Origin of the sequence: Burkholderia sp. Bp9004 (genome assembly GCF_003858025.1) — a bacterium.
In the GTDB taxonomy this organism is placed as follows: Bacteria; Pseudomonadota; Gammaproteobacteria; order Burkholderiales; family Burkholderiaceae; genus Burkholderia; species Burkholderia diffusa.
The window spans coordinates 174642-197990 of sequence record NZ_QTQD01000004.1 but is presented as its reverse complement, the minus strand read 5'-3'; the positions used below and the strand labels follow the sequence as shown (position 1 = coordinate 197990).

20 protein-coding genes are annotated in these 23349 nt (G+C 69.6%); 12 read left to right on the top strand and 8 right to left on the bottom strand.

Annotation, left to right across the window (positions count from 1 at the left end):
- Position 1 precedes the first annotated feature (1 nt).
- Positions 2 to 646, top strand: coding sequence for an OmpA family protein (locus DIE08_RS06945; RefSeq protein ID WP_059601358.1), 645 nt, complete (start codon positions 2 to 4; stop codon positions 644 to 646).
- On the top strand, positions 643 to 1278 hold the full coding sequence (locus DIE08_RS06940; protein WP_124901407.1) for a DUF2894 domain-containing protein: 636 nt from the start codon (positions 643 to 645) through the stop codon (positions 1276 to 1278). Before DIE08_RS06945 ends, DIE08_RS06940 begins: the two co-directional genes overlap by 4 nt.
- A gap of 29 nt (positions 1279 to 1307) precedes the next feature.
- Here the strand turns inward: DIE08_RS06940 and DIE08_RS06935 are convergent, their stop codons facing one another.
- The 4 genes from DIE08_RS06935 to DIE08_RS06920 form a co-directional block, all read right to left on the bottom strand.
- Positions 1308 to 1880 (bottom strand): NADPH-dependent FMN reductase, encoded by a 573-nt coding sequence (locus DIE08_RS06935; RefSeq protein ID WP_124901406.1) that lies wholly within the window; start codon positions 1878 to 1880, stop codon positions 1308 to 1310.
- Positions 1881 to 1934: 54 nt separating this feature from the next.
- Positions 1935 to 2612 carry a histone acetyltransferase gene (locus DIE08_RS06930; RefSeq protein WP_185633698.1) on the bottom strand — a complete coding sequence of 226 codons (678 nt, stop codon included), beginning with the start codon at positions 2610 to 2612 and terminating at the stop codon, positions 1935 to 1937.
- Positions 2613 to 3145: 533 nt separating this feature from the next.
- Positions 3146 to 4429, bottom strand: a complete 1284-nt coding sequence (locus DIE08_RS06925) for an isoprenylcysteine carboxylmethyltransferase family protein (RefSeq protein WP_124901405.1) — start codon at positions 4427 to 4429, stop codon at positions 3146 to 3148.
- Between the two features lie 120 nt (positions 4430 to 4549).
- Positions 4550 to 6295, bottom strand: coding sequence for a collagen-like triple helix repeat-containing protein (locus DIE08_RS06920; RefSeq protein WP_124901404.1), 1746 nt, complete (start codon positions 6293 to 6295; stop codon positions 4550 to 4552).
- A gap of 370 nt (positions 6296 to 6665) precedes the next feature.
- Between DIE08_RS06920 and DIE08_RS06915 the strand changes: the two genes are divergently transcribed.
- Positions 6666 to 7064, top strand: a complete 399-nt coding sequence (locus DIE08_RS06915) for a carboxymuconolactone decarboxylase family protein (RefSeq protein WP_124901403.1) — start codon at positions 6666 to 6668, stop codon at positions 7062 to 7064.
- A gap of 40 nt (positions 7065 to 7104) precedes the next feature.
- Here DIE08_RS06915 and DIE08_RS06910 read toward each other — a convergent pair whose 3' ends face one another.
- The 3 genes from DIE08_RS06910 to DIE08_RS06900 are packed head-to-tail and all read right to left on the bottom strand — an operon-like array spanning position 7105 to position 10560.
- Positions 7105 to 8091: an alpha/beta fold hydrolase gene (locus tag DIE08_RS06910; protein WP_124901402.1), complete on the bottom strand. Its 987-nt coding sequence runs from the start codon at positions 8089 to 8091 to the stop codon at positions 7105 to 7107.
- A gap of 7 nt (positions 8092 to 8098) precedes the next feature.
- Positions 8099 to 9661, bottom strand: a complete 1563-nt coding sequence (locus DIE08_RS06905; RefSeq protein ID WP_124901401.1) for an NAD(P)/FAD-dependent oxidoreductase — start codon at positions 9659 to 9661, stop codon at positions 8099 to 8101.
- Positions 9658 to 10560 (bottom strand): SDR family oxidoreductase, encoded by a 903-nt coding sequence (locus DIE08_RS06900; protein WP_124901400.1) that lies wholly within the window; start codon positions 10558 to 10560, stop codon positions 9658 to 9660. Before DIE08_RS06900 ends, DIE08_RS06905 begins: the two co-directional genes overlap by 4 nt.
- Positions 10561 to 10648: 88 nt before the next feature.
- Between DIE08_RS06900 and DIE08_RS06895 the strand changes: the two genes are divergently transcribed.
- Entirely contained in the window at positions 10649 to 11305 is a 657-nt protein-coding gene (locus DIE08_RS06895; protein ID WP_059601379.1) for a TetR/AcrR family transcriptional regulator, read from the top strand.
- 63 nt (positions 11306 to 11368) lie between these two features.
- Here the strand turns inward: DIE08_RS06895 and DIE08_RS06890 are convergent, their stop codons facing one another.
- On the bottom strand, positions 11369 to 12313 hold the full coding sequence (locus DIE08_RS06890) for a LysR family transcriptional regulator (protein WP_124901399.1): 945 nt from the start codon (positions 12311 to 12313) through the stop codon (positions 11369 to 11371).
- 126 nt (positions 12314 to 12439) lie between these two features.
- Between DIE08_RS06890 and DIE08_RS06885 the strand changes: the two genes are divergently transcribed.
- The 8 genes from DIE08_RS06885 to DIE08_RS06850 all read left to right on the top strand — a co-directional run bounded on the left by DIE08_RS06885 (position 12440) and on the right by DIE08_RS06850 (position 23349).
- Positions 12440 to 13084 (top strand): glutathione S-transferase family protein, encoded by a 645-nt coding sequence (locus DIE08_RS06885; RefSeq protein WP_124901398.1) that lies wholly within the window; start codon positions 12440 to 12442, stop codon positions 13082 to 13084.
- A gap of 31 nt (positions 13085 to 13115) precedes the next feature.
- Positions 13116 to 15203: a pyridoxamine 5'-phosphate oxidase family protein gene (locus DIE08_RS06880; RefSeq protein WP_124901397.1), complete on the top strand. Its 2088-nt coding sequence runs from the start codon at positions 13116 to 13118 to the stop codon at positions 15201 to 15203.
- A gap of 124 nt (positions 15204 to 15327) precedes the next feature.
- Positions 15328 to 15531: a DUF2970 domain-containing protein gene (locus DIE08_RS06875; RefSeq protein WP_021164122.1), complete on the top strand. Its 204-nt coding sequence runs from the start codon at positions 15328 to 15330 to the stop codon at positions 15529 to 15531.
- A gap of 620 nt (positions 15532 to 16151) precedes the next feature.
- Entirely contained in the window at positions 16152 to 18383 is a 2232-nt protein-coding gene (locus DIE08_RS06870; RefSeq protein ID WP_124901396.1) for a TonB-dependent siderophore receptor, read from the top strand.
- A gap of 59 nt (positions 18384 to 18442) precedes the next feature.
- Positions 18443 to 19054 (top strand): nicotinamide riboside transporter PnuC, encoded by a 612-nt coding sequence (pnuC, locus tag DIE08_RS06865; RefSeq protein WP_124901395.1) that lies wholly within the window; start codon positions 18443 to 18445, stop codon positions 19052 to 19054.
- 36 nt (positions 19055 to 19090) lie between these two features.
- Positions 19091 to 20299 (top strand): phosphotransferase enzyme family protein, encoded by a 1209-nt coding sequence (locus DIE08_RS06860; protein WP_124901394.1) that lies wholly within the window; start codon positions 19091 to 19093, stop codon positions 20297 to 20299.
- 243 nt (positions 20300 to 20542) lie between these two features.
- Positions 20543 to 21853 carry a TolC family protein gene (locus tag DIE08_RS06855; RefSeq protein ID WP_124901393.1) on the top strand — a complete coding sequence of 437 codons (1311 nt, stop codon included), beginning with the start codon at positions 20543 to 20545 and terminating at the stop codon, positions 21851 to 21853.
- A gap of 26 nt (positions 21854 to 21879) precedes the next feature.
- Positions 21880 to 23349 carry an efflux RND transporter periplasmic adaptor subunit gene (locus DIE08_RS06850; protein WP_124901392.1) on the top strand — a complete coding sequence of 490 codons (1470 nt, stop codon included), beginning with the start codon at positions 21880 to 21882 and terminating at the stop codon, positions 23347 to 23349.

Sequence of the window (23349 nt, the reverse complement as noted above, 5' to 3'; positions counted from 1 at the left end):
CATGCACGACGAAATCGACGACGGCGCGCCGTCCGCGCCGGTGTGGCCCGCGTTCGCCGACCTGATGTCGGTGCTGCTCGGCGCGTTCGTGCTCGTCCTCGTCGGCGTGATCGGCATGCAGCTGCAGCTCACGTCGAAGCTCGAGGAAGCCGTGCGTGCGCGCCAGCAGGAGGCGCAGCAGCGCAAATCGCTCGAGGAAGCGCTCGCCGGGCCGCTCGCGGCCGGCCGCGTGACGCTCGTGAACGGTCGGATCGGCATCAGCGGCAGCGTGCTGTTCGCGCTGAATTCGGACCAGCTGCAGCCCGAGGGCCGCGATCTGCTGAAGACGCTCGCCACGCCGCTGGCCGCGTACCTGAAGACGCGCGACGAGATCCTGATGATCAGCGGCTTCGCCGACGACCAGCAGGTGCGCGCCGGCAACCGCCAGTTCGCGGACAACTGGGAACTGTCGGCCAAGCGCGCGCTGACGGTCACGCGTGCACTGATCGACGCCGGCGTGCCGGCGCCGTCGGTGTTTGCGGCCGCGTTCGGCTCCGAGCAGCCGGTCAGTTCGAATGCGGACGACGAAGGCCGCGCGAAGAACCGCCGCGTGGAGATCGCGCCGGTGCCGCGCAAGACCGCATCGAACGGAGGGCGGGCGAAGTGACGGACGACGCGACGCACGTGCGCGCGACGCTCGACGCGTGGCGCGAGCAGGGCGCCGACCGGCTCGATCCGGTGCGCTTTCATCGGCTCGACGCGCTGGAGAGACGCGCGGCCGCGCTCGACGGCGACGCGCGCGCCCTGCTCGATGCGCGGCTCGCGACGCTGCTGGAAGGGTTTGCGGAGATTGTCTCGCGAGCCGGTGAAACGTCAGCCGCGAGCGGGACGGCGCAAGCAACCGCACCGGCGCCCGCGCGCAGCCTGCTCGGCGGGCTCGTCGAGCAGCTCGCGCGCGATGCGCAGGCCGACAGGCGCGGGATCGATCCCGCGCTGATCGATTACTTCCGCACGATGTGGTCGAAGGTCCGCACCGAACAGCAGTATCGCCAGTCGCTCGACCAGGTGCCGCGCAACGCGGGACCGCTCAATTCGAACAGCCTCGTGCATCGGTCGCTCGCGACGATGCGCGAGTTGTCGCCGGAATACCTGCAACAATTCCTGTCGTACATCGATGCGCTGGCGTGGCTCGAGGATCTCGCCGGCGGCGGCGCGCAGCCCGAGAAGGAAGCGCCGCGCGCGAAGGCCGCGAAGCCGGCGAAACCCGCGAGGAAGACCACGCGCGCCAAGGCGCGATAACACACGCTTTCAGCCACGCCGGTCGTCGCCTAGCGCCCCGGCGCCTGCGCATCGATCGCCGCACGCAGTGCATGCAACGCGTCGGTCAGCGCCGACGCGAACGGCGGATGCGCGGCGATGCCCGCAGCGTCGAGCTGGCTGCCGAGGATCGGCAGCGTGATCGACGCGCGCTCGACGATGCACGCCGACATGACGAACAGCGTTTCGCGCAGCGCCGCGTCCGCATGCGTCGCGCGCGGCGACGCGTTCAATACCGCGACCGGCTTGTACACCACGGCTTCGCATCCCACGACCCAGTCCAGCGCGTTCTTCATCACGCCCGTCACGCCGTGCGCGTATTCCGGGCTCGCGATCAGCACGCCGTCCGCGGCGTTCAGCCGCTCGATCAGGTCGCGCACCGCGGCCGGCGATGGATATTCGGTATCGGGATTGAACAGCGGAAACTCGCCGAGACGATCGAAACGCGTGATGCGCATCCCGCGCGGCGCGACGCGTGCGGCTGCATCCAGCAGCGCCGCGTTGTACGACTGCGCGCGAAGGCTGCCGCACAGCGCGACGATGTCGATGCGGCGCTCGGAATCGATTCGGGGTTCGGTGGCCATCGAGGAGCGTAGGGAATGGTGGCTTGCGCGGCGACGCCGCGCGGATCCGACGGATTATCGCATCGGTGCGTGAGCGACGTGGCGCGCGTTCGCGACGCGGCGCAGGTGACGCCATTCGCGTTCTTCCTGCGGAAACTTCACGTCCTGACGCGCCGCGGCGAGCGTATCGATCATCCCGGTTGCGCGTGCCAGGTCGCCAAGTGTCCATCCGTTGCCGAGCAACAGGCGGCGCGTATGCAGCGCACCGTACACGTCGTCCGCGACGGCTTCGCCGAGATAGCGCAGCGCGCGGCCTTCGACGTCGACGAAGCCGTGCCGGTAGTCGTGCGCGAGCGCGGTCCACAACTGCGCCGCGCCGATCGACTGACGTGCGCCGCTGATCAGGCACAGGCCCGCGTCGAGCCCCCATCGATACAGCGTCGTCGCGAGCCCCTTGCGTTGCGCGGACCCGCGCAGCCGCGTATGCGGCGCGCGCAGGTAGCGGTCCGCGCGGCGCGGCAGTTCGGGCAGCCGGTTGAAGATCGTGTAGCCGGCGAGCTGCCGGGCCGACGGATCCTCGACGTAAAGGAAGTATTCGCCGTCGGCCTCGCGGTGGCGGACGACCAGGCCCGAGTCGCCGAGCGCGACGGCCGGCAGGCCGTGCAGGCGATGGCCCGGCTGGTGCAGACGCGCGTAGAGCGTGTCGAGTTCATCGTCGATGTCGTGCTGGGAATGCTGTACGTCGATACGCATGGCAAAAGGCGCCCGTCCCGGGCGCATCGGGAAAGAGGTTCATTGCAATGGGAAAGGAAATGGCAGCGGCCCCCGGGCTCGGCGAGCGAGCCGGGGCCGCGAATCAGCTGGGGATGTGCTGGAAACCGGCGGCGATCGCGGCGAGGCCCGCGATGCAGAGTGCGAACAGGATCAGGACTTTGTGGATCACGCCTCTCTCCTCATGAACGCGCGGCGCCGAAGGGCGGTGCCGCGGAGACGGTGACGGCGGGCATGGCCCGCGCGCAGACGGTCAGCACCATACGCGACGGGCACAGGGCGGGCAACCGGACTGCGGGAGAAAAGCGACGAAACGCGGGGAATCGGGGTGTTTCGCGACAATTGGTCGCAAGGGGCGGTGTGGGACCTCGGTGCGGTCCTGAGCTTGCGCGTCGCCGTTCGACTTCAGGTGTATCCGCTCAGGAACACGTGCGAAATCGCCTCATTTTTTCGCACGCGTTCCGCCGGGCTTCCATGATCGAGGCGCTCATCGAACCGATGATCGCGAGACCGCCTCACACCGCCCGCCGCCCCCCGAACGCCTGCCTGATCCGCGCGAACAGCCCATGCTGCGCGATCCACTCGGCATACGCGCGATAGTCAGGATCGCGCATCAAATGCCGCTCCTCCGTCTTCGCCCGCGTGTAGTAGATCAGGTTCACCGCGACGAGCCCCGCGCAATGCATCAGCCCGACCTGCCAGCCGAGCGGCTCGACGAACGGCACCGACACCATCCAGTACGACAGGTTCTTCGTGATGTATGCCGGATGCTTCGTGAAGCGGTACGGGCCCGATGTGATGATCCCGCGGTTCGTGAGGTTCGAGAACCGCAATCCGAACGAGATCGTCGATAGCGCATAGGTCATCAGCAGCAGGATGATCACCGCACCCCAGATCACGCGCAGCGTCGGCGCGGACAGCAGCCAGTTGTCCCAGAACAGCGAACCTTCGTAGCGGATGTAGTTGTTCGAGATCAGCGACCAGAACGGCTGGTAGCACATCAGCGCGGCGACCCAGCCGAGCGTGGTCGGCTCGACGGTGCGCACGTGGCTGTCGAGGATGCGGAACGTGCACAGGTAGCCGACCGTGCCGAACATCAGGTCCATCGTGAACGACAGGTCGTACAGGAACACGAAGGTCGCGATCGTCATCGGCGCGTTCACGGCGTGCGCGAGCGACGCGCTCAGGTGATCGGCGTCCTTCGACAGGTAGACGGTCATCAGCGGCAGGAAGAACGCCTTCACGCCCCAGCCGGCAAGCATCTCGCGCACGGGCTGCCAGCTCGCGGGCTGCTCGTGACGGAACAGGAAGCGGCCCCACAGCAGGTACGCGTCGTCGGTTTCGCGCTGGTGGCGATCCATCCACGCGAAGTAGAACGGCGCGGCGACGATCACGTACGGCGCGAGCGAGCGCAGCAGCGACCAGAACGGCAGGTAGAACGCGCCGTGATATTCGGGCAGGAGCCAGTAGATGACGCCGATGCCTGCGTAGATCGACGTCAGCGCGCCGAGCCGCGTCGCGACGCGGGCGAGCCCGAGCGGGCGCACGGCCTGCCGCGACAGTCCCGCGCTCGGGCGCAGGTAGACGCGCGAGATGAGGATTTCGTGCAGCGCGATCGTGCCGATGATCGCGAGGCTCGCGATGACCGCGCGGGTGGCCGCGTCGAGGCCCGGCTGGTCGCGCGTTGTCCACAGCGCGAACAGGCCGGCCGCGATGCCGAGCAGGCCCGCGCGGAATGGCGTGGCGGAACGGGGCGGGCGGTCCTGGACCGCGGCGATGCCGTCGATGGTGGAGTTCATGATCGGATCCTCGTCGGGATGACGGCCGGCGCCCCCGCTTGGCGGGTGACGCCGGCCATCGGCCGGGCTTTGGTTTGGTATCTGCCCGGCCATTGGCCTGTGGTTCTGATACGTGAAGCGTTACTTCTTGGGGGTGGTGCCGCCGAGCAGACCGCCGAGCAGGTTCGTCACCGGCGCCAGCAGGTTGGTCGCGCCAGCCGTGCTGCCGCCGTTCGAACTGCCGGTCAGGCCGGCCGTGACGGTGCCGCTGCCGGACGGCGTCGTCACCGTGCCCGCCGCGCCGCTCGGGCTGGCCGTGCCGACTGCGCCGAGCGTGCCGGCTGCAGAGGTCAGCGAACCCGTCAGCGTGCCGACCGGGCCGCTCGTCAACGCACCGCCGAGGTTGCCGGTCAGGCTGCCGCCCGGCGTCGTGACCGTGCCGGTGAGGCTTGCGCCGAGCGGCGTCAGCGAGTTGACGAGGCCGGTGATCGGCGCGAGCAGGCCGCCGACGCCCGAGCCGCTGGTGCCGCTGGTGCCGCTGGTACCACCCGTGCCGCTCGAACCGAGGCCGCCGAGCGCGCCCGTCACCGAGCCGAGCAGGCCGGTGATCGGCGCGAGCGGGCCGCCGCTGGTGCCGCTCGTGCCGCTGGTGCCACCCGAGCCGCTCGAGCTGCTGCCGCCGCCGAGCGCACCCGTCAGCGAACCGAGCAGGCCCGTGATCGGCGCGAGCGGATTGGTGCCGCTGCTGGAGCTGCCGCTGCCGCCGGACAACAGGCCGCCGGCCGATGCCACGGTGTTGCCGAGCTGTGACACGCTGTTGCCGGCGCTCGTGCCGACCGGGTTGCCGGTCGCGCTGCCGACCTGCGAACCGGCGAGGCCGAGGCCGCTGCCGAGCGTGCTCAGCAGGCCGTTGAGCGGGGCGCCGAGCAGGGTGACGCCGCCGAGGGTCTGCGTCGCGCCAGGCGTCGTGACGCCGCCGGTCAGCGTATTCGTGATCGGGTTGATCACGCTGCCGAGCTGCGTCTCGAGTTGCTGGACCGGCGCGCTGTTCAGCGCCGTGTTCAGCGCCGATGCGGTCGAGTTGACGGCCGTGCCGACCGTGTTGACGAGGCTGCCGACCAGGGTCGTGGCCGGCGCGAGCGGCGACAGCGGGCCGGTGCCGAGGCTCGTCACCGCGTTGCCGAGGTTGTTGACCGCGCTGCCGGCGCCGGTCAGCAGACCGGTGGTCGACGTGAGCGTCGGGCCGAGCGGGTTCGGCGACACGCCGATCGAGCCGAGGCCGGCCGCGACGCCGTTGCCGAGCGACTGCACGCCGTTGCCGAGGCTGGTGACCGCGTTGCCGATGCTGGTGGCCGTCGTCGGGTTCGTGCCCGGAACTTGCACGCCGCCGATCTGCGAACCGCCGTTCGCGACCGTCGTGCCGAGTGCCGTGACGAGCGTGCCGGTTTGCTGGAGGACGTTGCCGAGCGGGGTGACGTTGGTGCCGGAGGTACCGGAGGTGCCCGACGTGCCGGAGGTGCCGGAGGTACCGGAGGTGCCCGACGTGCCGGAGGTGCCCGACGTACCGGAGGTGCCCGACGTGCCGGAGGTGCCCGACGTGCCGGAAGTACCGGAGGTGCCCGACGTGCCGGAAGTGCCCGACGTACCGGAGGTGCCCGACGTGCCGGAAGTGCCCGACGTACCGGAAGTGCCCGACGTACCGGAGCTACCCGACGTGCCGGAGGTACCCGACGTACCGGAGGTGCCCGAGGTACCACCGCCGGACGTACCCGACGAGCTCGGCTTGATCGACGGGGTGACCGGTCCGTCGACCGAGCCGCAACCGTACAGAGTGAGCAGCGACAGGACGGCGAGCGATACTGCCGTCTTCTTCAAGTAATGGTGCATGGTGGCCTCGACATTGGAAGTTGTGTCCGGGCCATCACTGCAAATTCCGCGCCATGACACCTTTCGCGAAATGCGTCAGCGCATTGTTGTGGGAATCGGGAATATCGGCGCGATTTAAACGGAGGAATGGCGGTTTCGCGCGACGGAGACGCCAGACGCGCCGACGCGCTCGCTGTGATGTTCCCGTAAGGAACCGTAACGCCGGGCCGGATGTTACGTAGCGTTCGACCCGACGTTCCGTGTGTGACGTGGCCGGCCGCGACCCGAGGCCGGCGTCTTTGACGAAACGCCCGTGCGCCGGGAACATGACGTGAACCAACCCGGCCGCGGGCGACGCCGAAGCGGCCACGACTCAAGACAGGGACACGACATGAGCGAACAGGACAGGGAGCAGGGCAAGGCGCGCCGCACCGAGGTGATGGGCGAGGCGTTCGTCGAGCGCGCGATGCGCGACCTCGACGGTTTTTCGCGTCCGTTGCAGAACTGGCTGAACGAGCACGCGTGGGGCAGCACGTGGCAGCGCGGCGGGATCGACCTGAAGACGCGCAGCCTCTGTACCTGCGCGATGCTGGCCGCGCTCGGCCGCAGCGCGGAGCTGAAGGGCCACGTGCGTGGCGCCCTCAACAACGGCGCGAGCCTCGTCGAGATTCGCGAGGTGCTGCTGCATAGCGCGCTGTACGCGGGCGCGCCGGCGGCGGTCGAGGCGTTCCGCAGCGCGCGCGAGGTCATGACGGAGCTCGGGCTGTCGCTGCCCGACGACGAAGCCTGACCGGCACACGGCGCATGCCAGCCGTCAGGCCCGCCGACGATCAATGCTCGACGTGCGCGCCTTGCGTCGGCGCCTCGACCGGCGCGGCGGCGACTTCGAGCAGCCAGTCGGCCGTCGCGTCCGGAATCGTGACCGGCAGCATGTGCCCGCCCTCGACGACCTTCAGCCGCACGCGCGCCGACTTCCGCGCCAGCGCTTCGCCGTGCGTACGCCAGTTCAGGATCGGATCGGCGCGGCCATACAGCACGTCGACCGGCAACGAGAGGTCCGCGTAGCGGCGCTCCATCGCAGGGAGGTCGACGGGCGCCGACAGCAGGTCCGTCGCCGTCGCGTAGAACACGTGCGGCCGCAGCCCGAGCAATCCGCCGCCCTTCACCGGGAAGTCGCGCGGCACGGCTTCCGGCGCGAACACCTGGCTCACGGCCTTGCGGCCGGTCAGGATCGTCAGCGGAATCGCGAAGGTCCACGACACGAAGCGGCGCACCAGCGGCGACGGCAGCATCAGCGGCTTGAACGGCGCCGGCGGCTCGGTCTGCTCGTGCGACAGCGGCGCGATCAGCGCGAGCCGGCTGACGCGCTCCGGATGGTTGAGCCCGACCGCGAGCGCGATCGCGCCGCCGAGCGAGTGGCCGACGAGCACGGGCCGGTCGAGCTTCAGCGCGTCGATGAACGCGGCGACCGTGCGGGCCTGCGCGAACACGTTCGCCTGCGAACTGGCGCCGCGCAGCGAGCGGCCGGCGCCGGGCCGGTCGACGAGGATCACGCGATGGTGCTGCGCGAGCCGCGTGAGCGGCAGGTACGCGAAGTTGCGCCACTGCCCGGCGAGCCCGTGCACGAACACGAGCGGCGGGCCGCTGCCGTATTCGACGTAATGGATGTGGTCGCCGCCGATGTCGACGAAGCGGCCTTCGGGCGGAAACGCGCGCGTCACGCGGCGCGCGACGTAGCCGGAAAACAGCGCAAGCGCGGCGAGCACCGCGACGACGCCGAGCAGCACGTTCTGGATCAGGTGGAGCGTATGGGTCATGTCGGCCTCAACGGGATTCGAGTACGGGTTCGGCAACCGGCGCGGCGGCCGGGCCGGCTTTCGCGCGGCGTTCGAACCGCATCGCCGAATCGGCGAGCCCGCTGAACTTCAGCGACGCGAGATCGAGCACGTAGTTCTGATGGAATTTCCAGGGCTTGCGATGCCCCTGCTTCGGCAGGATGCCGGCCGCGCGCTGGATGTAGCCCGAGCTCAGGTTCACGGCCGGCACGTCGCCGAGGTCGCCGGCGCCGAGCCGCGGCACGCAGGTGTCGTAGCCGTTCGCGCGCATGTGGTTCAGCAGCCGGCACACGTAGCGCGCGATCAGCTCGGCCTTCAGCGTCCACGACGCGTTCGTGTAGCCGAACGACGACGCGAGGTTCGGCACGTCGCTGTACATCATTCCCTTATACGACACGGTCTGCGGCAGATCGACCGCGCGGCCGTCGACCGTGACGCGCGCGCCGCCGAGCATCTTCACCTTCAGACCGGTCGCGGTGACGATCACGTCCGCGTCGAGCTGCTGGCCGCTCTTCAGCTTCAGGCCGGTCGGCGTGAAGCGCTCGATCTCGTCGGTGACGATCGAGGCGCGGCCCGCACGGATCGACTTGAACAGGTCGCCGTTCGGCACGAGGCACACGCGCTGGTCCCACGGCATGTAGCGCGGCGTCAGATGCTTCGCGACGTCGAAGTCGGGGCCGAGCTGCTTGCCGGCCGCGCGGATGATGAACCGTTTGGTCTGCTCGGGCTTGCGGCGCGACACGTTGTACAGGTACATCGTCAGCAGTACGTTCTTCATGCGCACGATCCGGTGCGCGAGCCTCGACGGCAGCACGCGGCGCAACGCGTTCGCGATCTTGTCGCGCGCAGGCAGCGACACGATGTAGGTCGGCGAGCGCTGCAGCATCGTCACGTGCTTCGCATCGGCCGCCATCGACGGCACGAGCGTGACGGCCGTCGCGCCGCTGCCGATCACGACGACGCGCCGGTTTGCATACGACAGGTCCTTCGGCCATTGCTGCGGATGCACGATTCGGCCTTCGAACGAGTCCATGCCGGCCCAGTCGGGCAGGTAGCCGCCGTCGTAGTCGTAATAGCCGCTGCACATGTAGAGGAAGCGGCACGTGTAGGCGAGCGTGTCGACCGTGCCGTCGCGCGTGCGCTCGATGCGTACCGTCCAGCGTGCGCGGTTCGAATCCCAGTCGGCCGCGACCACCTTCTGGCCGTAGCGGATCATCTTGTCGATGCCGTACGCGCGCGCGGTGTCGCGGATGTAGTCGAGGATCGTCTGGCCGTCCGAGATCGCCTTGTCGCTGTGCCACGGGCGGAAGCTGTAGCCGAGCGTGAACATGTCGGAATCCGAACGGACGCCGGGATAGCGGAACAGATCCCAGGTGCCGCCGATCGCGTCGCGCGCCTCGACGATCGCCACGCTCGCATACGGGCAGCGCTGCTTCAGGTGATAGGCGGCACCGATGCCGGACAGGCCGGCGCCGACGATCAGCACGTCGAGGTCGCGGTTGTCGCCGCAGGCGGACGGCGCATCGCGCCGGTCGGTCGTCGTCGAGGTCATGCGGCGTCCTTGGTCGGTGTGGTCGGGAGCGCGGCCGGTGCATGAGTGCGCTCGAGATTGCGTGCGCGGGCACGGCGCACGTGGCGCAGCACCAGCCGCTGGTAGCCGGCGCCGAGCAGGCGCGCGAGCTTGTCGAGGCGGCGGGCGTCGGCGCCGACCAGCACGCGGCGCGCGTTGCGCTCGACGCCGGCGAGGATCTGCCGAGCGGCATCGTCGGCCGTCGTCGCGTTGATCAGGCGATTCGCCTGACGGCGGTGGGTTGCTTCGTCCTGGCCCGTGAGCGCGCGGATGCTGGTGTCGACACGGCTCGCGTCGACGATGTTGGTCGCGACGCCGCCCGGATGCACGCAGGTCGCGCTGACCGGCGCGCCGTCGAGTTCGAGCTCCATCCGCAGCGCCTCGGTGAAGCCGCGCACGGCGAACTTGGTCGCGTTGTACGCGCTTTGCGTCGGCATCGCGACGAGCCCGAACAGGCTCGACGTGTTGATCACGTGCCCGTCGCCCGACGCGCGCAGATGCGGCAGGAACGCCTGCGTGCCGTGCACGACACCCCAGAAGTTGATGCCGACGATCCATTCGAGATCGGCGATGCGCGCGGTCTCCGCGCTCGCGGCCAGCGACACGCCCGCGTTGTTGAAGATCAGGTTGACCTTGCCGTGTTCGGCGCGCACGAAATCGGCCCACGCGAACACCGCATCGCGATCGGCGACGTCGAGCCGCCGCGTGCTCGTGCGCACGCCGTGCGTCGCGCACGCGGCCGCCGTGCCGGCGAGCCCGACCTCGTTGACGTCGGCGAGCGCGACGTCGCAGCCGCGCCGCGCAAGCTCGACCGCGAGGCTGCGGCCCATGCCCGAACCGGCGCCCGTGATCGCGGCGACCTTGCCGGAAAAACCCTTCATTCGTCGTTCCTCCCGTTCCGCTTGCGCTGCATCGGCGGCGCGCTTATTGTGGTGTTGTTCGTCACCACTTTAGTTTTCGGGTGTCCTGATGTCAAATAGCGAAATGGAGAAAGCACTCGAAACGGAAAAACGGGGCCGGGCATACGGCGGCGTGGCGCCCGAGGTGCGGGCGGCCGAGCGGCGCGATGCGCTGATCCGCGCGGCGACGCGCGTGTTCGGCACGGTCGGCTTCCGCAAGGCGACCGTGCGGTCGATCTGCCAGGAAGCGAAGCTCAACGACCGCTATTTCTATGCGGCGTTCGACAGCACCGAGGATCTGCTGCGCTGCACCTACCTGCATCACGCGCAGCAGTTGCACGACGCGGTCGAGCGGGCGGTGGCCGAGCGCGGCGGCGATTTGCGCGAGCGCATCGATGCGGGGCTCGCCGCATTCTTCGGATTCCTGCGCGACCCGTGCGCGGCGCGCGTGCTGCTGCTCGAGGTGATGGGCGTGAGCGCGGATACCGACATGACGTATCAGCGGATGCTGATCGACTTCGGCAAGCTGATCATGGCGATCGGCGCGACGGGCGAGGCCGTGACGCCCGCCGAGCGCACCGAGCAGCGGCTGGTCGGGCTCGCGCTGGTCGGCGCGATGACGAACGTCGGCGCGGCGTGGCTGCTCACCGGGTATCGCGACCCGGAGGCGCAGATGGTCGCGAGTTGCAGGAAGGTGCTGCTGGGGACGTTGCGGGAAGCGGGCTAGGATGCGGCGACGAGCGGACTTGCGCGATTCGCATCCGGTTGCGTCGCGAAGCCATCCGACGCTTCACCCCCTCGAGCGTTTCGATCGTGCCGCCATCACCGACCGCGCGTCCCCGATCCTCGCCTTCATCGCATCGATGAACGCACGCACCTTCGGCGAAGGCAACCGCGTCGACGGATACACCGCGTGAATCCCGGCCGGCGCCGAGCGCCATGCGGGCAGCAGCCGGACGAGCCGGCCGGCCGCGACGTCCTCCGCGATCGAGAAATCCGTCAGGAGACCGAAGCCGCCGCCCGCGAGCGCGATTGCACGGCAGGCCGTCGCCGTGTTCGACACGACCGGCGCGATGCAGCGCACCGACGCGTGGCCGCCGCTCGGGTCGTGAAGTTCGAGCGTATGCGGGCGCGACAGCGTCGACAGCATCACGAACGGCAGCGCGGCGAGCGCGTCCGGATCGCGCGGCAGCCCGTGCCGCGCGACGAACGCGGGGCTCGCGACCAGCCACTTCTCGTACTCGCCGAGCTGCACCGCGCGATAGTTCGAATCCGCGAGGCGGCCGATGCGGATCGCGACGTCGAGATTGTCCGCGACCAGATCGACGACGCGGTCGTTCGCGATCAGCTCGACGTCGAGGCCCGGATGCGCGTCGCGCAGCGCGACGATGGCCGGCGCGACGACCAGCGAGCCATAGTCGATCGGCACGCTCACCCGCAGCGTGCCGCGCAGCGGCCCCGTGTCGGACGACACCGCGTCGAGCGCGCTTTCGGTCGCGCGCACGATGTCGCGGCACGCATCGTAGAACGCGCGCCCCGCATCGGTCACGCTCAGCCGCCGCGTGGTGCGCACCAGCAGGTTCGCGCCGACCTCTGATTCGAGGCGCTGCATGTGCGTGCTGACGACCGTTTTCGCGAGGCCGAGCCGTTCGGCCGCGGCCGTCAGCGAGCCGGCATCGACCACCGCGACGAAGATCGCCAGCCGGTTCAGGTTCACGTCGCGCAGATCGGCCATCGTCGATTGTCCTATGGGAGCGGATAATGTTTCAGCGATTATCCGTCTTCTGGACGTGAACGGCGAGCGCTACGCTGGGGCCGTTCGTCGCCGATTCCCGGCGGCGCGAGATCCAGGAGCCTTCCCATGCCCGCCGCCAGCAAGCCCGCCCGTCCGGTTCGTGTCTATTCGTTTCCGTTGTCGGGGCACGCGCATCGCGTCCGGCTGTTCCTGTCGCTGCTCGGGTTGCCGTTCGAGACGATCGACGTCGACCTCGCGGCCGGCGCGCAGCGCGAACCCGCGTTCCTCGCGCTCAATCCGCTCGGCCAGGTGCCGGTGATCGACGACGACGGCACCGTGCTCGCCGATTCGAACGCGATCCTCGTCTATCTCGCGAAGCGCTACGGCGACGCGCACTGGCTGCCCGACGATGCCGCCGGCGCGGCGACCGTGCAGCGCTGGCTGTCGTACGCGGCCGGGCCGATCGCGTCCGGGCCGGCCGCCGCGCGGCTCGTCACCGTGTTCAGCGCGCCGCTCGATCACGACGCCGCCAAGCGCACGGCCGCGAAGGTACTCGCGGTGATCGACGGCGAACTCGCCGGCAAGCCGTTCGCCGCTGGCGCGCAGCCGACGATCGCCGACATTGCCGCCTACACGTACATCGCGCACGCGCCGGAAGGCGGCGTGTCGCTGGAACCGTATCCGCACGTGCGCGCGTGGCTCGCCCGCGTCGAGGCCCTGCCGGGTTTCGTCGCGATGCCGCCGACCCGCGCCGGCCTGCTTGCCGCCTGACGCGAAGCCGCGCCTTTACCGGGAGAACGCGATGACCACGCCGACCGCCGCCGTACCGGGCTGGGAACTCGACGTTGCGCCGTTTCATGCGGGCGAACTTGCCGTGCAGCAGCGCGCGGGCGTGACGGAGGCCGCGGGCACGGCCGGCCGGCGCGGAATTCGCCGCTTCATGCCGGACCAGCACCGGACGTTCTTTGCGCAGTTGCCGTTCTTCGTGCTCGGCGGCGTCGATCCGGGCGGGCAGCCGTGGGCGACGCTGCGGGTCGGGATGCCCGGCTTCGTGACGACGCCGGACGCGCGCACGCTGCGCATCGACGGCGATGCGCTGCCCGGCGATCCGCTGGCGGGCGCGTGGCAGCCGGGCGCGCCGCTCGGCGGGCTCGGGATCGAGTTCGACACGCGCCGGCGCAATCGCGTGAACGGCATCGTGCGCGCGGTAGACGGCGGTGCGCTGACGATCGCGGTCGAGCAGAGCTTCGGCAACTGTGCGAAGTACATCCAGGGGCGCAAGCCGACGTTCGTGGCGCGCGAAGGCGATGCGCTCGGCGAGGCCGACGTGTCGGACCGGTTGACCGATGCCGACCGCGCGCTGCTCGCGCAGGCCGATACGTTCTTCGTCGCAAGTGCGAACACGTCGGCCGGTGCGGGCGCCGCGCGCGGCGCGGACGTGTCGCATCGCGGCGGCATGCCGGGCTTCGTGCGCGTCGACGACGCGCAGACGCTGACGACGCCCGATTTCAGCGGCAATCGCTTCTTCAACACGCTCGGCAACCTGCAGCACGATCCGCGCGCGGGGCTGCTGTTCGTCGACTTCGACAGCGGTGACCTGCTGTATGTCGCCGCGCGGGCGGAGATCGTGTGGGACGGGCCGCTCGTTGCGTCGTTCGACGGCGCGCAACGGGTCGTGCGGTTTCATGTGCGGGAAGTGCGGCGCACGCGCGGCGTGCTGCCGTTCCGGTGGTCGGCGGTCGAGCGGGCGCCGCAGTTTGCGGGGATGGCGGGGGCGGCGAGCGCGGGCGGGGCGGTGGCGGCGTCTGTCTCATCGTCGGCATCGGCATCGGCATCGGCTTCTGCATCGGCATCGTCATCGCCCTCCACCTGGCGCCCGCTGCGCGTCGCGAAGATCGTCGACGAAGCGCGCGCGGTCCGCTCGTTTCATTTCGAACCGGCGGATGGCGGCGCGTTGCCGGCCTACGAAGCCGGTCAGCATCTGACGCTGCGCGTCGCGCTGCCGGACGGCGATGCACCGACGATCCGCAGCTACACGCTGTCCGATGCGCCCGGCGCGTCGCATTACCGGATCACCGTGAAGCGCGAAGGACGTGTATCGGCCTGGTTGCACGACCATGCGCGCGCCGGGATGACGATCGACGCGCAGATGCCGCGCGGCCGCTTCACGTTCGACGTTGCGAGCCCGCGTCCGGCCGTGCTGGTGTCGGCCGGCATCGGCATCACGCCGATGATCGCGATATTGCGCCGCGCGCTGGCCGACGACGCGCCGTCGCGCCGCGTGGTGTTCGTGCACGGCGCGCGTGATACGGCCGACCGGCCGTTCGCGACGGAACTGACGCGCATCGCGGACGCCGACGCCCGCGTATCGCTGCACTGGTTCGACAGCCGGCCGCAGCGCGACGGCGCGGCGCGACCGGGCCGCATCGACGTCGTGCAACTGAAGCGCATCCTGCCGTTCGACGACTACGACTTCTACTTGTGCGGGCCGTCCGCGTTCATGCGCGATTTGTACGACGGATTGCGCGCGCTGAACGTGCCGGACGAGCGGATCCGCTTCGAGGCGTTCGGGCCGTCGAGCGTCGTGCGCAGCGTGGCCCGCACGGCAGCGGCGGCGGTGGCAAGCATGCCCGTCGTGTTCCGCCGCTCGGCGCGCGACGCCGCCTGGACCCCCGCGGACGGTACGCTGCTCGAATTCGCCGAAGACCAGGGGGTGGCGGTGCCGTCCGAATGCCGGTCGGGGGCGTGCGGTACGTGCGCGACGCGCGTGCTGTCCGGTGCGGTCGATTACGTGCAGCCGCCCGATGCGACGGTCGAACCCGGCTGCGCGCTGCTGTGCGTCGCGCGGCCAGCGGAAGGTGCCACGGAGCCGCTCGTGCTCGACCGCTGAACAACCCATGCGACATGCCGCCGCAGACGGCCTGCTGCGTGAAAAGCGCGCGCATCTGCTTCTTTTTTCGGATGCCGGTCGGATCGACGATAGCGTCAACCGATTCGATGAGAGGAGCATAACCATGAAACTGCTCGGCATGATCAAGCTGGTCCTGTGGAGTTTCTTCGGCGTACGCAACAGCAAGGCGCACGCCGCCGATCTCGCGAACGTCAACTACACGTTGTTGCCGTTCGTGGCGATCGTGCTCGCGCTGCTCGTCGGCGCGGTCATCTACGGTGTCGTGCATCTGGTCGTCGATCCGACCGCGACGATGCAGGGGTTCTGACCGATTGCCGAATCGCGGGCGGGCGAACGTTCCCGCTCCGGTTTCCGGCCGCGTGACCGGCACGTGACTGTGCCGGTCATCGACGTGGCCGCGCACAACGCCAGTCACGCGCACATCAACACCGTCGCCGTGCCGCGTGAGTCGCGCGGTTTCCGTTCCCGCCTTCCACGCCTCCGATTTGCCCGATTCCAGGGCGGTCGGCCCCGCCCGGGGTAAAATGCGCGCCGCGCCGCGATATCGTGCGCGACGGGCACGCCGCCGTTCCAGCGAATGGCGCGCGCAAGTACGTCGCGCCCGTGACGGGGCGTTCGAAGCGTCCCCCCCGCATGACAAGACCGCGCGATGCCGCCGTCCGCCCGACACGCCCCCGACGAAGCGGTCGACGGCTGCGTCGTTGCCCGGCGCGTCATCGTCATCCGATGTCCCATCCTGCGCTTTCCCGATCGATCGGCTCGCATGCGGCCCGATCGTCCGACTCGTCTGGCGAATGTCGTGTCGACGTTCGTGCCCGGCGGCCGCAGGGACCGTTGCGGATTCTTGCGCGAGGTCGCGCTTCGCGGCTGCATAACGAGTTTCGAGTGTTTCGACAGGGTCGAGTGGCGAGTTTTCCATCCAGAACAATGACGGTGAATAGAACAACAGCGGCGCCCGCACGGCGGCGGCGCGCGAAGGCCGGGCTTGGCGTCGGTCTCGGCATCACGCTTTTCGCGGCGCAGGCCGCCGCGGCACAGGGCGACGCACTGGCGCCGGACGCCGACGCTGCCGGCAGCGCAGCGCTACCGACGATCACGGTTACCGGCGCGCGCGAGAACACGTTTCGTGCGCGCGAAGCATCGGTCACGGGGCTCGACGATGCGCCGCTGCGCGACACGCCGGCGTCCGTCAACGTCGTCACGCGCGCGCAGATCGACGACCAGCAGGCGAAGCGCCTGAGCGACGTGGTGCGCAACGACGCATCGGTCGTCAACGACTACGCGCCGGTCGGCTATTTCGAAGGCTTCGCGATCCGCGGCTTCCCGGTCGATCTCGCGAGTGCGATCCGGATCGACGGTCTGACGGTGTCCGGCGAGCAGAACGTGCCGCTCGAGAACAAGGAGCGCGTCGAGATCCTGAAAGGGCTGGCCGGCATCGACAGCGGCGTGGTCGCGCCGGGCGGCGTGATCAACTTCGTCACGAAGCGCTCGGCGAACGTCGCGAGCGTGACGGGCGGTGTCGACAGCCGCGGCTCGACGTCGGCGGCCGTCGATCTCGGCCGCCGCTTCGGCCCCGACCATCAGTTCGGGTTCCGGATCAATGCCGCGAAGGAGAACATGCACTCGTACATCGACGGCACGAACGGACGGCGCACGTTCGGCTCGATCGCCGCCGACTGGGACATCAGCCCGCGCGCGAGCCTGCAGCTCAACGCCGAATTCCAGCAGTGGATCCAACGCTCCGCGCCCGGCTACCAGTTGCTCGGCGGCACCGTCGTGCCGTCGGTCAAGACGACGTCGAAGGCGCTCGGCACGCAGCCGTGGGCGAAACCTGTGACGACCGATGCGCTGAACCTGAACGCGCGCTTCGACTACCAGTTCAACGACGACTGGAAGGCGTATGTCGCGGCGGGCCGCAGCCGCACGATGATCGACGACAACAGCGCGTTCGCGTACGGCTGCTATTACGCGGCGAGCTGCGCGGCCGGCACAACGTCGCCGTTCTTCTTCGGCGCGAACGGCGACTACGACGTCTACGACTTCCGCAGCCCAGGCGAATACCGTCGCAACGACGACTTGCGCGCGGTGACGACGGGCAAGTTCGCAACGGGCCCGCTGCGCCATGAACTGATGCTCGGCGTGAGCGTGCAGCGCCGCGTCGTGCACATGGCGAACGCCGTGTACGACTATGTGGGCAGCGAGAACGTCTACGGGCCCGACGTCGCGTTCGCGCCGTCGCCGAATACGGCCGGGCCGTCGTATCCGCAGCTCGATTCATGGCAGTACGGCGTGTTCGGGCTCGACCGCATCAGCATCGGCGAACACTGGCAGGTGCTCGCCGGCGGCAAGGAAGTGCTGCTGCGCCAGCGCAGCTGGAGCAGCCTCGACGGCGATGCGACGCACACCGATCGCTCGGTGTTCCTGCCGCAGGTCGCGCTCGTCTACAAGCCGGTGAACGTGCTGTCGCTGTACGCGTCGTACAGCAAGGCGTTGTCGCTCGGCGACCAGGCGCCGGTGCGCGCGACCAACGCATATGCGTTCCTGCCGCCGGTCGAATCGCACCAGTTCGAGCTCGGCGCGAAATACGACTGGCTCGACCGGCTGAGTCTGACGGCCGCCGTGTTCTCGATCAGCAAGCCGTTCCAGTTCGCCGATCCCGATGCGTCCGGCACGAGCTATACCTTCGTGCAGCGCGGCACGCAGCGCCACCAGGGGATCGAGCTCGGCGCGGCCGGGCGGCTCACGGAGCGGCTGTCGCTGACGGCGAGCGTCGCGGCGATTCGCGCGCGCGCGTACGATTCGGGTTCGCCGGCGTACGAAGGGCACCAGATCATCAACGTGCCGGCGCTGCGCGCGTCGCTGTATACGGACTACGCGGTACCGGGCGTCGCGGGACTGAACATGCTCGGCGGCGTCGAATACAGCGCGGGCCGCAACGCGAACGAAGAGGGCACCGCGCGCGTGCCGTCGTGGTTCGTGTTCAATCTCGGCGCGCGCTACACGACGAAGATCGCGGGCCATCGCACGGTGCTGCGCGTGTCGGTGGACAACCTGTTCAACAAGTTCTACTGGCGCGACGCGGGCGAGCAGCAGGGCGACGCGTACCTGTTCCCGGGCGCGCCGCGCACCGCCCGCGTATCGTTGACCTATGATTTCTGATCGTCCGGACCCGGCCGCATGATGCGCGGCCCCGGCAGCCAACCAGGAGAGTACAGACGATGTCCCCACTCGAAATCGCCGGCGTGATCGTCAGCGCGCTCGCGATCTGGCTGACCGCGAAGCGGCGCATGCTGTGCTGGCCGGTCGGGCTCGCGTCGGTCGCGTTGTACGGCTGGATCTTCTTCGACGCGAAGCTGTATTCCGACATGCTGCTGCAGGGTGCGTTCGCGGTGCTGCAGGTGTACGGCTGGCGCCGCTGGATCGCGCAGCGTACGCTCGAGGCGAGCGGCGGCGCGGCGTCGCCAGGCGACGTCGCGCCCGTCACCGGCGTGCGGCCCCGGCAGATGTTGCCCGACCTGATCGCGGCCGTTGTCGGCAGCGCGCTGCTCGGCGGAATGATGGCGCGCTGGACCGATGCGGCGCTGCCGTTCGTCGATGCGTCGCTGACCGCGTTCAGCCTCGTCGCGCAATACTGGACCGCGCGGCGCTACATCGCGTCGTGGGGGTTGTGGATCGTCGTGAACGTCGTGTACGTCGGGATGTTCGTGTTCAAGGAACTGTATCTGACGGCCGGACTCTATGCGCTGTTCATCGCGCTCGCCGTCATCGGCTGGCGCGACTGGAGCCGGACGGCCGACGCGCTGCGCGCAACGGCAAGCCCGGCGGGCTGATTCACGGGCCGATTCAACTACGGAGCTGCGTCGTCCATGACATTTCCTCTCGAGCCGAACGCGCCTGCGTCGCGTGACGCTGCCGCCGCGCGGGACGTCGCCCCGCCGCAATTCGGCGTCGACGGCGAGCAGGCCGAACGCGACTGGCCGCTGATGACGCACGACGAAGTCGCGGGCGTGCTCGCGCGGATCGATGGCGTCGGCGCGCCGGCGCGGCTTGCGTGGCACAGCCCGCGGCCGTTCTCGGCGGCCGTGCTGGTGCGCACGACAGACGAGCGCACACTGTTCGTCAAGCGTCATCACGTGAGCCTGCGTGATGTCGCCGGGCTCGAGGAAGAGCATCGCTTCATCGCGCATCTGCGTGAACGCGGCATTCCGGTCGCTCACGTGCTCGCCGGTCGCGACGGTGCGACCGCGTTTGCATCCGGCGACTGGACCTACGAAGTGCACGCGGTCGCGCCCGGTGTCGACCCGTATCGCGGCGTGATGTCGTGGCAGCCGTTCACCCATGCTTCGCATGCGTACGCGGCCGGCCGCGCACTGGCCGAACTGCATCGCGCGTCGGCCGGCTACGATGCGCCGGCGCGGCCCGTGCGCACGCTGTTGTCGAGTTTCCGGGTGCTGTCGTCCACCGATCTGGCGGGCGCGCTCGAACGCTGGGTCGATGCGCAGCCGCTGCTGGTGCGCGCACTCGGCACGCGCGACTGGCGTGGCGATGTGGCGGATGCGATCGGCCCGTATCATGCGCGCCTCGTGCCGCTGCTGCCCGCGCTGCCGCCGCTGTGGACGCACGGCGACTGGCATGCGTCGAACCTGCTGTGGACCGATGCCGGCCCCGGGGCGCGGGTGCGCACGGTGCTCGACTTCGGCCTGTCCGATCGCACGTGCGCGGTGATGGACGTCGCGCTGGCGATCGAGCGCAATGCGATCGACTGGATGGCGCCGGCCGATGCGCGCCGCATCGAATACGCGCACATCGATGCGCTGCTCGACGGCTACGAATCGCTCGAACCGCTGAGCGACGATGCGTACGCGGCGCTGGTCGCGATGCTGCCGATCGTGCATGTGGAGTTCGCGCTGTCGGAGGTCGCGTATTTCGGGTGCATCATCGACGCCCCGGCGATCGTCGACATCGCGTACGACGGCTACCTGCTCGGGCACGCGCGCTGGTTCGGCGAGCGCGACGGACGACAACTGCTCGACTGGCTGGTGCAACGCCGGCGCGCGAAGCGGGGCAGCGTGTAACGCTGCGTGCCGGACATTGACGAGCCGGCAGTGTCGGCTGGCCGGGCTTCGTTTTTCTTCCGCGCGGCGATCGCACCGCACATTCACTGAAACCGTCCGATCTACGAAGCGGATCCTGCTGCCGCAGGACGCCGCACGTCCGCACTCCGTCGTATCCAACATGACGGAATTGTCATCTTCGGCTCATGTTCGCACTGCACCCGATCCGTAGCATCGGTGCGAACCGTTATCGCAGAACCGAACATGCTCAAGCTCACCCTCGCCGCAGCCGTCGTCTTCGCGACGGCCGCGACGGCCCATGCGCAGTCGCTGCAGGTCGCGGCACCGGCCCAGGCCTTGGCCCCGACGGCTTCCGGTGCCGCGCCGCCGTCCGACACATCTTCTTCCCCGTCGCTGACGCTGTCCGACGCGCTCGCGGCGGCAGCCAGCAACAACCCGGCACTGCGCGGCGCGCGTGCGGACGTCGATGCATCGGCCGGCGCGCTGATGCAGGCCGGCGCACGTCCCAATCCGGAAGTGTCGTTCCTGCAGGAAGGCTTCAGCCGCGCGGAGCGCACGTCGACCGCGCTGATCAACCAGACCCTCGAACTCGGGGGCAAGCGTCGCGCACGGCTCGACGTCGCATCGTACGGCCGGGAGGCCGCGAACGCGTCGCTCGACGAGCAGGTTGCCGCGGTGCGCGCCGATGTGATCGCGGCGTTCTACGGATTGCTTGCCGCGCAGCGGCAACTTCAGGTTACCGAAGAGTCGGCCGCGATCGCCGCGCGCTCGGCGGACCTCGCGGGGCGCCGCGCGCAGGCCGGCAAGGTGTCGCCGGTCGAGGCGACCAAGGCGCAGGTGGCGGCGGCCGGCGTGCAGATCGAGGTGACGACCGCGCGCGGCCGTGTCGACGTCGCGCGCGAGAAGCTGAATGCGGCGATGGGTGAAGCGCGCGGCGACCGGCGCGTCGCGCTCGGCGATCTGGAAACGGTGCCTGCGGTCGAGCCGCTGTCGGCGCTGACCGCGCAGCTCGAAGACGCGCCGCTCGCGCGCGTCGCGCGTGCGGAGATGCTGCGCTCGAACGCGGCCGTGTCGCTCGAACGCGCGCGGCGTATTCCCGACGTGACGGTCAGCGCGGGCGTGAAGCGGGTGACGACCGGCGGCGTGCCCGACAACCAGGCGGTCGTCGGCGTGTCGATTCCGATTCCGCTGTTCGACACGAATCGTGGCGCGCTGCTCGAAGCGACGCACAAGGCCGAGCGCGCAAATGCCGATCTCGACCGCGAACGTACGCGGCTGCGGCTCGAACTTGCACGGGCGTATGCGAATTTCGACGCGGCGGCGCAGGAAGCGCGGCGGCTGAAGACCGACATCCTGCCCGGCGCGCGGCGCGCGCTCGATGCGATGTCGCGCGGCTACGAGCTCGGCAAGTTCAGCTTCCTCGACGTGCTCGACGCGCAGCGCACGCTGTTCCAGGGGCAATCGCAATACGTGCGCGCGCTCGCCGACGCGCATGCGGCCCGCGCCGACATCGGCCGGCTCGTCGGCACGCCGCTCGCGGCCGGCGCGCAATAGCCGCGCTTCTTACCTGAAGGATCATCATGTCACGCAGCAGAATCTTCATCATTGCAGCGGCCGTGCTCGGCGGCGTCGGGATCGTGCTCGGCGCGCTCGCCGTCACGCGAGGCAGTGCGTCCGCCCCCGCGGGCACCGAAGCCGCACAGGCGGCCGACGGCGTTGGCACCGGCTCGCACGGTGGCGTCGTGCTCACGCGCGGCAAACTGTCCGTCGAGATCGTGATGACGGAAAAGCCCGGCGACGCGCGGCTCGTCGTCTATCCGTTCGTCGACGGCAAGCCGGTCGATAAGGGCGTTGCCGTGTCCGGCACGCTGGTGCGGTACGACCGCTCGCACGAACCGATGCGTTTCGACGCGGCGGGCCAGAAATTCGTTTCGGCGCAGTCGATCGCGAAGCCGCACGTGTTCGACGCGACGATCGACATCACGGCGGGCAACCAGGCCGCGTCGTTCCCGTTCGCCCGTGCGGACGGCGCGATCGCGCTGACCGACGCGCAATTGCGGACGTCGAAGATCGCGCTGGCGAAGGCCGGCCCCGCGCAGATCGCCACGCCGTTCCAGCTGCCGGGCGAGATCAAATTCAACGAGGACCGCACCGCGCACGTCGTGCCGCGCGTGGCCGGCATCGTCGAACAGGTGTCGGTGTCGCTCGGGCAGAACATCGCGAAGGGGCAGGTGCTGGCCGTGATCGCGAGCACCGATCTCGCGGACCGTCGCAGCGAACTGCTGACCGCCGAACGCCGGTTGTCGGGTGCGCGCGCGACCTATGAACGCGAACGCACGCTGTGGCAGGAGCGCATCTCGGCGGAACAGGACTATCAGCAGGCGCAGGTTCAGTTGCGCGAGGCCGAGATCGCCGTGCAGAACGCGCGGCAGAAACTGGCCGCACTGAACGCGCCGGGGGGCGCGGGCGCGCTGAATCGCTACGAGTTGCGCGCGCCGTTTGCGGGCACGATCGTCGAGAAGCATGCGACGCCCGGCGAAGCGATCGCGGCCGACGCGAGCATGTTCGTGATCTCCGACCTGTCGACGGTGTGGGCCGAGATGGCCGTGCCCGCGCAGCGGCTGAACGACGTGCGTGTCGGCCGCGACGCGACCGTCAGCGCGACCGCATTCGAATCGCGCTCGAGCGGCCCGATCGCTTACGTGGGCTCGCTGCTCGGCGAACAGACGCGCACCGCGCCCGCGCGCGTCGTGCTGCCGAATCCGGACGGCGTGTGGCGGCCGGGGATGTTCGTGAACGTGTCGGTCGACGCGGGCAAGCAGGCCGTTGCGCTCGCGATCACGAGCGACGCGCTGCAAGACGTCGACGGCGTGCCGTCGGTATTCGTGCGCTCGCCGAAGGGCTTCGTCGCACAGGCCGTCGAGACGGGGCGGCGCGACGAACGCGCGACCGAAGTGCTGAAGGGGCTCAAGCCGGGCCAGGAATATGTGGCCTCGAACAGCTTCGTGCTGAAGGCCGAGCTCGGCAAGGGGAGTGCGGAACATGAATGA